Origin of the sequence: Stenotrophomonas nematodicola, from assembly GCF_009467805.1 — a bacterium.
Classification (GTDB): domain Bacteria; phylum Pseudomonadota; class Gammaproteobacteria; order Xanthomonadales; family Xanthomonadaceae; genus Stenotrophomonas; species Stenotrophomonas nematodicola.
The window spans coordinates 244,256-255,196 of the sequence record NZ_WIAY01000006.1; the positions used below are offsets into that span (position 1 = coordinate 244,256).

The window sequence follows — 10,941 nt, forward strand, 5'->3', positions numbered from 1 at the left end:
GGGGCGGCTGTTCCACGGGCGGGAGGGCCCCTTCTCCCCCGTGACGTGCAGACCCCAAAAACAAAAACGGGCGCCCTTGCGGGCACCCGTTTCAGCGACTCCAGCCTTGCGGCAGGGATCAGGCTTCGGCTTCCACCACCACCTTGACGGTGGTTTCGACGTCGGCGTGCAGGTGAATGGTCACCTCGTACTCGCCCACGTTGCGGAAGGCGCCTTCGCCCAGGATGACTTCGCTCTTTTCCAGCGCCAGGCCGTTCTTGGTGAAGGCTTCGGCGATGTCGCGCGGGCCGACCGAGCCGTACAGCTTGCCTTCGGTCGATGCGTTGGCGGCGATGGTGACGCTTGCGCCTTCCAGCTTGGCCTTGCGGGCTTCGGCGTCGGCGTGGATCGACTGGGCCTTGGCTTCGTAATCAGCGCGCTTGGCTTCGAACTCGGCCACGTTGGCCGGGGTCGCCGGAACGGCCTTGCCGGTCGGGACGAGGAAGTTGCGGCCGTAGCCCGGCTTCACGTCGACCAGATCGCCCAGACCGCCGAGGTTGGTGACCTTCTGGAGAAGAATCAGCTTCATGGTGTAGCTCCAAATATGTATTCGTTAGCGAGGCGTGGCCCCGCAGCGATGGCTGTCCGAATATCCGAACGGTGGACCGGAAACCGCCCGCGGCCTTGCGGCGCGGGCGGAAGGTCCACGAAAGCGGCGACCCGGGGGCCGCCCGCCTTCATCAGACGTCGTGGTTGTCGGTGTACGGGATCAGGGCCAGGAAACGGGCGCGCTTGACGGCCGTTGCCAGCTGGCGCTGGTACTTCGACTTGGTACCGGTGACGCGGCTCGGCACGATCTTGCCGTTCTCGGTCAGGTACTGGCGCAGGGTGTTGAGATCCTTGTAGTCGATCTCCTTGACACCTTCGGCCGTGAACTTGCAGAACTTGCGGCGACGGAAGAACTTGGACATGTCAGTGCTCCTTAAGCGGCCGAAGCGGCGTCTTCGCCGGCTTCGTTGTCAGCGGCGGGGGTGGTTTCACCTTCTTCGTCGTCACGACGACGACGCTCGCCACGCTCGGGCTTGTCGCCCTTCTCGTCCTTGCTCTTCATGATCAGCGACTGCTCGGTGTCAGCTTCGTCACGCTTGATGACGAGGTTGCGCAGCACGGCGTCGTTGAAGCGGAAGCTCTCCACCAGCTCGCTCAGCACGGCCTGGTCGGCTTCGATGTTGAGCATGACGTAGTGGGCCTTCACCAGGTTCTGGATCGGGTAGGCCAGCTGACGACGGCCCCAGTCTTCCAGACGGTGGATGGTGCCGTTGCCGTTCTCGACCAGCGACTTGTAGCGCTCGATCATGGCCGGGACCTGTTCGCTCTGGTCCGGATGGACCAGGAACACGATTTCGTAATGACGACTCATGTTTTTCTACCTTTCGGATGTGGCCCCCGAGGGGCCGGACAGCCCCCCGCGGATGAATGCGGTGGGGCAAGGGTTCCTACGCAGATCGCAGGAAGCCGCCGATTATGCCCGGATGCCCGTTCCCGGGCAAGTTCTACCCGGTTGCCGGGCGTAGTGTCCGGTCGCCCGTTCATGCGCCTGAATGGCCAAGATCGTCTAGAGTTGGGCTTCCGCCGGCCCGACCGGCCTGATGTGTACCGTGACCGGATGCTGCTTCGGCCCCTGCTGCCCGATGGCGTTCTGCTGGCCAGTATGCCGCCCGCGTTGGCCGATCCCGGCCAACTCCTGCCGTCGGAGCGGGCCCAGGTGGCCCATGCCGTGGAGAAGCGCCAGCGCGAGTACGCGGCGGGTCGCCAGCTGTTCCGGCACCTGCTTGCCGACCGTGCCGAAGCCGCCGCACCGCTGGTCAACGACGCGGACCGGGTACCAGTCTGGCCGGACGGCATCGTGGGTGCCATCACCCATTGCGACACCCTCTGCGCGGTCGCGCTGGCCCGCAGCGCCGATACCGTCGGGTTGGGCATCGATGTCGAACCGGCCCGCCCGCTACCTGCGGACATCCACCGTCTTGTGCTGCGTGAGGCCGAATACGCGGCACTGGGCGAGCTGCCGACCGCCTGGCACGCGCTCGGCGCCACCCTGACCTTCTGCGCCAAGGAAGCACTGTACAAGGCGCTGTACCCGACCACCCGGGAGTTCCTGGATTTCCAGCAGGTGGAGCTGCGCTGGCAAGGGGACCGCTTCAGCGCCCGGGTCGTCCCGGCCACCCACCCTGCCTATACATCGCAGCCGCTGGAAGGCCGCGTCGCCTGCGACGGCAACCATGTCGCCGCCGCAGTGCTGCTGGCGCGGCGACCCTGAGCGGCGGCACGTCGCCCCAGCTCCGCGCCGGCCGCGTCAGCGCCTGGACACCGCCAGCGCCCGCGCCTGCTCCACCATCGCCTCCTGCCCGGCACCGGACGCCGTCAGCAGATGCTCGGGCTGCACGCCGCCCACGCGGCGGTCACCACTGGGGCGGAACAGCAGCCGGGTCGGTGCGAAGGCCCGGATGCGGGTGTTGGGCAGATCGAAGAAGTAGATCTGGCCGGTCTGGTTGGCAAAACCGGCCGTCGGCTCACCGACCAGCGTACCGACCGCGCAGTCCTGCACTGCCGTCGCCATGACGATGCCGGCCGAGTAGGTGTACGGCCCGATCAGGAGGTAGACCTTGCCGGGGAACCGCTTCGTCTCCTTGGCCGGCGTCACCGTCGAATCGTAATCCACGTTGACCAGCTCGCCGGCCTTGCCCTTGGCGAACCAGCCACCGGCACTGGTGTCGTTGATCTTTTCGGTGATCCCGGACACCAGGCGGCACTCCTGCGCCGACAACCGCGACAGCAGCGTCTCGACGTTGTCGGTGGAGCCGCCCGGATTGTTGCGGATGTCCACCAGCAGATCTTTGACGCCGTCCTTGCGCGCGGTGGCAATGGCGTCATCGATGCTGCTGCGGAAGTCGCCCTGGTCGCCGCCGAAATAGGACACTTCGAGGTAGCCCACGTCCTGCTCCAGGGTCCGATAGGCCACGTTGCTGCCCCCGGCGTCCTCCTGTTTCTCCACGCCCGCCTCGAACGCGGTGGCCGACAGTGCGGGGACCTGGGTCTCGACCTCACCGGTGGTCGACTGGTAACGCACGGTTGCCGGACCATCGACGTCGTAATAGTGCCAGAGCAGCGTCGAGAACTCGCGCGCGGCGATCTGCTCGCGCAGCAGCTGGCTTTCACCGCGCGTATAGCGCGCCATCGTCGCGAGCATCTCCTGCGCCGGAACCCCATTGATGGCCAGCAGGCGGGTGCCCGCCGCCAGCGGCGTGGTTGGCGAGAAATCGTGTTTGACGTACAGCGCCCCATCGCGGCTGGTCACCGTCATCGGAAATACGGTGCCACCGCCCGCGCTGAAACGGTTGAATTCCGGGTAGGGATAGAACACTCCGGCGTGGCCGTCACGGAAGGCCTCTGTCGCTGTGCCGACCAGCCGCTGGAACGCGCGACGGTCCATGCCCTCGCGCACCTGGCCACGCAACGCAAGGCGCAGCGTCTCGCGCTCGGCCGATGGCAGCCGTGCGTCCAGGTCGGGATGCAGTTCGGCCACGCGCTTGAAAAGGTAATCGACATCCTGCTGCAGCTGCGGTGCGGTGAAGGTCGCATCCATCAACGCGGGGTCGTCCAGATCGGCGTACACCTTCTGATGGTCTCCATGACAGGCCGTGGCAGACAGCATCATCGCGACACTGGCGCATCTCGCAAAACGTTTCAGCATTTCAACACCCCACGTTCGTTGCCGCCCCGGCAACCCGGGCCGGTGGCGGGGCGACCCTGTCGCCCCGCCCCTCTGCATCACTCGTAGCGCAGCGAGTTGACCGGCCGTGCCTTGGCCGCCGCATACGCCTGCGTGAACACGGTCAGCCAGGCCACCGTGAAGGTCACCAGCGCCGCGATGGCGAAGAACACCACATTCATGTCGATGCGGTATTCGAAGCCGTTGAGCCAGTCACGCATGACCATGTAGGCGATCGGCCAGCCGATCACGTTGGCCAGCAGCACCAGCCAGCTGTACTCCTTGATGAACAGCATCACGATGCTGACATTGCTGGCGCCCAGCACCTTGCGGATACCGATTTCCTTGGTCCGCCGCTCGGTGGAATAGGACACCAGCCCGTACAGACCGAACACCGCGATCACGATGGTCAGGCCCGCCAGCCAGGTGAATACCTTGGCCTGGCGCTTCTCAAGGTGGTACATGGCGTCGAAGCGCACATCGAGGAACTGCGCCTCCATCGGCTCACCGGCAGCGAAGCGGTCCCACACCGTATTGATGTGCTTGAGCGCGCCATCGATGTTGGCTGCATCCACCTTGATGGACACCTTGCGGAAGGTGTCCGGCGAGACCACGAACACCGCCGGGCGGCTCTTCTGGCGCATCGAGGTGAAGTGCATCTCGTTGGCGACGCCGATCACGGTGGTCTTGATCAACGGCCGCTGCGGGTCCTCGCTGAGCTGGATGTCCACGGTCTTGCCGATCGCATCCTCCGGTGACCAGCCCTGCGCCTTGACGAAGGACTCGTTCACCACCAGCTTGGCCTGGGTCACCGGGTTTTCCTCGGTGGGCACGATGATGCGCTCGCCGGACCGCTCGCGGGCGAACGGCCGCCCTGCCGCGAAGGCCACCTCATACGTGGAGAAGAAGTCCTCCTCGACGGACAGGTAGTAGTACATCGCGTACTCGGCCCCGTCGATCTGCAGCGCCATCATGTCGCCGAGGTGCTCGGTCGGGATGCGGCTGGAACCGGCCACCGACCGCACCGACGGGTCGGACAGCAACTGCTGCCGGAACGCGTCGTACTGGCCCGCAACCCGCGCCGGCAGGGTCAGCGTGACCACCTGCTCCTTGTTGTAGCCAAGGCGTTCGGCTTCGGCAAAGCGCATCTGCGCGAGCACCACCACGGTAGCCACCACCAGCACCGCCGACACGCAGAACTGGAAGGTCACCAGCGACTTGCGGAACAGCGCGCCGGCGCGGCCGCGGGTGACATCGCCCTTGAGCACCTTGGCCGGCTCGAAGGCGGACAGGTACAACGCGGGGTAGCTGCCCGACAACAGCGCCACGATCACGGCCACCAGCAGCAGCCCGCCCAGCAGCAGCGGATCGCTGAACAGGGTGAAGTGCAGATCGCGCCCCAGCACACCGCCAAAGGACGGAATCAACACCATCGCCAGCAGCGCCGAGATCACGAAGGCGACCAGGGTCAAGGCCATCGCCTCGATCATGAACTGCGCCACCAGCTGGCCCCGCGTGGCGCCGAGCACCTTGCGGATGCCCACTTCCTTGGCACGGCGGCTGGAACGGGCGGTGGCCAGGTTCATGAAGTTGACCGCCGCCACCAACAGCATGACCAGCGCAATGGCGACATACACGTAGACCGTGTTGATGTCCCCGTTGATCTTCATCTCGTTGTCCGACGGCGGCGCACGCAGATGGATGTCATCCACGCGGACCAGCAGCGGGGTGAGCACCTCATGCACGTCCTGGAAGCGCTTGAACAGCACCTGCAGATCGGACATCACCTGTTCACGGCTGCGTCCTTCCTCGACCCGGATGTACGTGTAGGCCCGTGCATCGGCCAGCGTGTCCAGGATCTTGGCCGTGTACAGCGTCTTCAGCGTATCGATGGAGACCAGCAGGCGATAGTTGAGGTGGGTGGTGGCCGGCAGATTCTCGACGACGGCCGACACGACCACGTCCACCTTGTTGGTGCCTTCCAGGGTCAGGCGCTTGCCCACGGCGTCGGCCGTACCGAAGTACTTCTCGGCCGCTTCACGGGTCAGTACCACCTTGCCGGGCTGATCGAGTGCCGTGGTGGCGCTCCCTTCGATGAACTCGGCCGGGAACATCGAGAACACATTGGGATCGGCGAAGTACACATCGTCCTGGTTGAAGACCGCCTCGTCGCGGATCACCCGGAACTGATTGCCCTGCAGGGAGTACATGCGGACCACCGCCTCGATACCGGCGACGTTGTCCTTCACGTAGGGCGCGGCGGCAGGAGCCAGCTTGGCGGTGGTCACATGGACCCCGTTCTCCAGCACCTGGAAGCCGACACGGTAGGTGCGCTCGTAGTGCGGAATGCTCCGGTCGTAGCTCAGCTCATGGCGGACGAACGTCGCCACCAGCATGGCGCAGGTCAGCCCCACCACCAGTCCGGCGAGGATGATGCCGGTGTACAGCTTGTTGTGCGTGATGTTGCGCCAGGCGATCAGCAGATAGTTCTTGAACATCTCATGCCTCGCTCGCTTCGGTCTGGCGGACGACCGGCGCTGCCGGGGCAGCTTCGATGCGATGGTCGCTGACCATAGTGCCGTCGACCATCTCGATCATGCGGTTGGCATAGGTGGCGTGCTCGCGCGAGTGGGTCACCATCAGGATGGTGGCGCCGTCGGCGTTGAGCGAACGCAGTAGGTTCATCACCTCTTCGCCGTTCTTGGAGTCCAGGTTGCCGGTCGGTTCGTCGGCCAGCAGCAGCTTGGGGCGGGTCACCACGGCTCGGGCAATGGCCACGCGCTGCTGCTGGCCGCCGGACAGCTGCTGCGGCATGTGGTCCTTGCGCGGCAGGATCGCCATGCGCGTCAGGGCTTCCTCGACACGCTGGCGACGCTCTGCGGCGGCCACCCCCTGGTAGACCAGCGGCAGCTCGACGTTGTCCCACACCGACAGTTCATCGATCAGGTTGAAGCTCTGGAAGATGAACCCGAGATTGGTCTTGCGCAGATTCGCCAGGCGCGCTTCGGTCATCGACATGATGTCCTCGCCCATGAACTCGAACCTGCCCGATGTGGGTCGGTCGAGCATGCCAACCGCGTTGAGCAGGGTCGACTTGCCGCAACCGGACGGCCCCATGACCGCAACGAAATCGCCCGGGGCGATGTTCAGGTCGATGCTGTTCAGCGCAGTGGTTTCGACTTCGCTGGCGATGTACTTCTTGGTTACCTGGTGAAGCTGCAACATCCTGACCCCCTCAATTGTCCGTATTGAATTCGAGCTTGGTTACGTTGACCAGGTGCCCGTAGCTGGACACCACCACCGATTCCTTCTCCTTGAGCCCCTCAAGCACTTCAAAGTGATTCACATTCTTGCGGCCCAGCTTGATCTCGCGACGCTGCGCGGTCTTTCCCGACGGATCCAGCACGAATGCCCAACTGCCGCCGGTGTCCTGGAAGAACCCCCCACGCGCCAGCATCAGGCGCTGGCTCGGCTCGCTCAGCTGCAGGTTGACCTGGAACGTCTGCCCGCGGGTCACATCCGCCGGTGGCGTTGCCTTGAAGCGGAAGTCGATCTTGACCTGCCCATCGACCACCTCGGAGTACACCTTGTCGATGATCAGATCGAACGGCTTTCCACCGATCTGGCAGCTGGCCAGCTGACCGGCCTGCAGGCGGCCGATATAGAACTCATCGACCAGCGCGGTGACCTTGATGGCCGTCAGCACATCGACCTGCCCCAGCCGCTGCCCCTTCGCCTTCGACTCGCCCACCTCGGCGGTCAGCATGGTCAGGTGGCCGGTGACCGGGGCGCGGACGGCAAGGTTCTCCAGGTTCTTGCGCGCCACCGCCAGATTGGCCTGGAGATGCTTGAGGTTGTCCTCAAGCTGGCTCATCTGCGCCTGGCGCATGCGCGTTTCCTGCTTCTGCGATTCCACAATGATTTCGCGCGACAGCGTCTGGTACTGGAACTCCTCCGCCATCCGGCGGTAGTCCTCTTCGGAGATCAGCTTCTGCAGCGACAGCTCGCGCCGTCGTTCCAGCATCGGCTTCATCTCCGCCAGCCGATAATCCGACTGTACGAGCTGCTGCTTGAGCAGCAGGCGATTCTGCTCGAATGCCAACTGGGTATTGCGCAGGTTGTTGAGCTGTTCGCTGATCTGCGCTTCGCGCGTGATCGCATCCAGCTGCAGCTGGTTGTTGGTCAGGGTCAGGATCAGATCCCCGGCCTTGACCGGGTTGCCCTCCTTGATGTGCACGGCATCCACCCGCCCGCCTTCCTCGGTATCGAGGTAGATGGTGTCCACCGGCATCACCTGGCCACGCAGCGGGAGGTACTCGGCGAACGCACCGGTCTTCACCTGGCTGATGGTCAGCTTGCCCCGGTCGACGTTGGCCGAACTGGTGCTGGCGGCCGACAGCACGCCATAGGCGATGGCGACAGCCGCCACGCCCGCCGCCGCGATGGCGATCCGGGTCTTCTTACGATTTGGCGCCTCGATCTTACGGTCCATGTCAACACACTTGTCCGAAGTACGACGTCAGGAAACGGCTTCCATTGCCTTGCGAAGCGAGAGCGGACGCATATCCGTCCAGACTTCCTTGATGTGCTCCAGGCACTCGGCCTTGGTGCCGTGCTTGCCGGCGTCGGTCCAGCCCAGCGGAATATCCTTGTGCTCGGGCCAGATGGAGTACTGCTCTTCGTGGTTCACGACCACGACGTAGGTCAGGCTGTCTTCATACTCTGTGTTCATTGCTTGCTCTCCTAGATCACAACGTCACTGTCACTTCCGGCCTATCCGTGCCGGGGGGGTCAACCGCCTTCGTTCGCCACCACCTGCGGCTGTGCCGGGGCGGATGGCTGGCGGATGTTCGACTTGGTCAGGTGGCTGAGCTGCTGCACGCCACGATTGCGCATGGCGACCTGGGCGACCACGACGACCACCAGGCCCATCACGATGAACAGCAACGCCATGCCACGCGACGGGCCGGCACCAAGCAGCGGGGCGAGCGTGCGCGACAGTCCGCTGTCGGTGCGCATCAACGGCTCGAACACGTACTCGGCGAGGAACGGCGACAGCACCATGCCCAACGGCATGAAGAGCGTCGAAATCACCTGGCGGAAGGCGAACACCCGCCCCTGCATGTCCTCGGGAATGCTGCGCTGCCAGATCACCTGCGAGCAGGAGGTGATGATCGGCACGCAGAAGGAGAACAGGACTGCAGCCGCGCCGATCAGCCATACCGAGCCTGTCGCGCCGCAGAGGATGATCGCGCAGCCCGCCAGGAACATGAACCGGGTGACGCCGTCGATGTGCCGCTGCGGGCCGCCCCATGTCGCCATCACGATGGCGCCGGTCAATCCACCGATCCCGCCGGCGGTCATCAATAGTCCCAGCGTGGTGGCATCGGACAGGGTCAGCACCAGAGGCCGGAACAGAACCTGGACAAAACCGATGGAGAAGCTGCTGATCGCGAAGAAGTACAGCAGTGACAGCAGTCCGGGCTGTGCGCGCAGGTAGCCCCACGCATCGACGATCTGGTTACGGATGCCCGCCAGACCCGGCCGCGCGCCAACGCCGGTGCTGGCCGGTATCGACGGGAAGCGCACCAGCAGCAGCGTGACCAGCGCGATGCCGAACGAGGCGAAGTCGATCAGCATGATGTTCTTCAGGCCGATCCACTGCATCAGCAGCGCCGCGCCCAGCGGGACCATCACCGCCGATCCGTGAATGCTCAGCTGCACCAGGCCGTTGGCCATGCCCAGCTGCTCGCGCGGCACGAACTGGACGACACAGGCCGCATACGCAAGCTGCTGGAAGGTGGTCAACGCGCACGACAGCAGCACCGCGATGTAGATGTGCCACACCTGCAGCTGATCGTTGAGCAGCAGGGTGAACAGCACCAGCGCAACCACCATGTCGCACAGATCGGACACCAGCATCACGGTGCGCCGGTTGAACCGGTCGACGATCACGCCTGCCAGTGGCGACAGCAGCACGCCGGGAACGATCTGCAATGCGATCGAGAGGCCGAACAGCAGCGCCGATCCAGTGCGCTGGAATATCCATACACCCAGCGCGAAACTGCTCAACTGGGTACCAACGACGGAGATGGTCTGCCCCGACCATACGACCAGAAATCTTCTCAATCCTGCCGACATTCGATAGTGCCTCCTCCTGAAGCGCTACTGCGGTCAATACGGGAACTGATCTGAAGCGCTCGACGGGCCCCCAGCGTCATGCGGTTGCAGACGCCGCATCCGCACAGGCCTCTGCAACGGCGGGATGGTCGATGACCGAGAAATGATCGGCGCGGACCTGCATGACACGCGATCCCACGGGATCGACCAAACGCCCAGCCATCGTCGTCTGGAGATCCATGTCCATGGTCTCCGCCGTTCTTTCCGCGATGATGCGTAGATGGAAATCCGGTTGGATGCTTCCGTCCGTACGCTGATCCAGGACCGCCAGCAGATTGGCTGCGGCCAGTGCCCTGAATCTCCCCTTCATGGCGTCCAGAATGCCGTCGTGACTGAAGCCGATGGCTTCATCGAGTACGTCCATTACCCCCTTGTCATCAGTGATCGACTCTAGCACCCATTTCCAGGGCTGTCCATTGATCCAGTTGCTCACAAAATCACGTGTTTTCTGCCCGGCCCAGACCGTGTCGATGGTCACCAGAAGGGACGCTCTTTCCCCTTGTTTTTCCAGCTCCCGGATCATTTCGATGGCGATGAGTCCGCCCAGCGACCAGCCCATCAGACGGTAGGGTCCGTGCGGCTGGATCATGCGCATCTGCCGCACGTATTTCTGCGCCAGTACATCGATCGGAATCAGCTCGACGGGCGCGTCGCCGATATTCTCCGGGCGCTGGATCGCGTGCACGCTCAACCTGCCGTCCAGCGCGTCGGCCAATGTGCGGTAGCGCCCGATGTCGCCGGCCGCGGCGTGGATCGCGAACACCGCCGGAAGCGCCTGGGTGCGATTGAGGGGCACCACCATCGTGGACGACGCAGGGGTCTGCATCGCGCTGGCGAAGCCGCGGATCGTGGGCGCGCGATACACCAGCGACAACGGCAGGCTCACCCCAAACGCCTCGCGCACGCGCGACATCAGCTGCACCGCCAGCAGCGAGTGGCCGCCGCTGTGGAAGAAGTTGGCGGTCACCCCGATCTGCGGCTGCTCCAGCAGCTGTCCCCAGATCGCCTGC

The 10,941-nt window shown here is 64.4% G+C and carries 11 protein-coding genes; 1 reads left to right on the forward strand and 10 read right to left on the reverse strand.

Annotated elements, in window-relative coordinates:
- Window positions 1-118 precede the first annotated feature (118 nt).
- The 3 genes from rplI to rpsF all read right to left on the reverse strand — a co-directional run bounded on the left by rplI (window position 119) and on the right by rpsF (window position 1,399).
- Window positions 119-568, reverse strand: coding sequence for a 50S ribosomal protein L9 (gene rplI, locus GDJ08_RS16955; RefSeq protein WP_017355347.1), 450 nt, complete (start codon window positions 566-568; stop codon window positions 119-121).
- 151 nt (window positions 569-719) lie between these two features.
- Entirely contained in the window at window positions 720-950 is a 231-nt protein-coding gene (gene rpsR / locus GDJ08_RS16960; protein WP_002804494.1) for a 30S ribosomal protein S18, read from the reverse strand.
- A gap of 11 nt (window positions 951-961) precedes the next feature.
- Entirely contained in the window at window positions 962-1,399 is a 438-nt protein-coding gene (rpsF, locus tag GDJ08_RS16965; protein WP_017355346.1) for a 30S ribosomal protein S6, read from the reverse strand.
- Between the two features lie 246 nt (window positions 1,400-1,645).
- Here rpsF and GDJ08_RS16970 point away from each other — a divergent pair, with 246 nt between their 5' ends.
- A complete protein-coding gene (locus GDJ08_RS16970; RefSeq protein WP_165699829.1) occupies window positions 1,646-2,299 on the forward strand; it encodes a 4'-phosphopantetheinyl transferase family protein in 654 nt (217 codons plus the stop codon).
- Between the two features lie 36 nt (window positions 2,300-2,335).
- On the opposite strand, the gene GDJ08_RS16975 is transcribed toward GDJ08_RS16970, so the two are convergent.
- From GDJ08_RS16975 to GDJ08_RS17005, 7 genes are all read right to left on the reverse strand, one after another.
- The gene (locus GDJ08_RS16975; RefSeq protein ID WP_165699830.1) at window positions 2,336-3,655 is read right to left on the reverse strand and encodes a S41 family peptidase; all 1,320 of its coding nucleotides are present in this window, start codon (window positions 3,653-3,655) and stop codon (window positions 2,336-2,338) included.
- Between the two features lie 155 nt (window positions 3,656-3,810).
- Window positions 3,811-6,249: an ABC transporter permease gene (locus GDJ08_RS16980; protein WP_017355343.1), complete on the reverse strand. Its 2,439-nt coding sequence runs from the start codon at window positions 6,247-6,249 to the stop codon at window positions 3,811-3,813.
- A 1-nt stretch (window position 6,250) separates the two neighbouring features.
- On the reverse strand, window positions 6,251-6,976 hold the full coding sequence (locus GDJ08_RS16985) for an ABC transporter ATP-binding protein (protein WP_017355342.1): 726 nt from the start codon (window positions 6,974-6,976) through the stop codon (window positions 6,251-6,253).
- 10 nt (window positions 6,977-6,986) lie between these two features.
- On the reverse strand, window positions 6,987-8,243 hold the full coding sequence (locus tag GDJ08_RS16990; RefSeq protein WP_017355341.1) for an efflux RND transporter periplasmic adaptor subunit: 1,257 nt from the start codon (window positions 8,241-8,243) through the stop codon (window positions 6,987-6,989).
- Window positions 8,244-8,270: 27 nt separating this feature from the next.
- Complete coding sequence (locus GDJ08_RS16995) at window positions 8,271-8,483, reverse strand: MbtH family protein (RefSeq protein ID WP_017355340.1); 213 nt, start codon at window positions 8,481-8,483, stop codon at window positions 8,271-8,273.
- 59 nt (window positions 8,484-8,542) lie between these two features.
- On the reverse strand, window positions 8,543-9,892 hold the full coding sequence (locus GDJ08_RS17000) for an MFS transporter (protein WP_153165333.1): 1,350 nt from the start codon (window positions 9,890-9,892) through the stop codon (window positions 8,543-8,545).
- Between the two features lie 76 nt (window positions 9,893-9,968).
- Window positions 9,969-10,941 (reverse strand): thioesterase domain-containing protein (locus GDJ08_RS17005; RefSeq protein WP_229296558.1); only part of this gene is annotated, 973 nt, incomplete at its 5' end.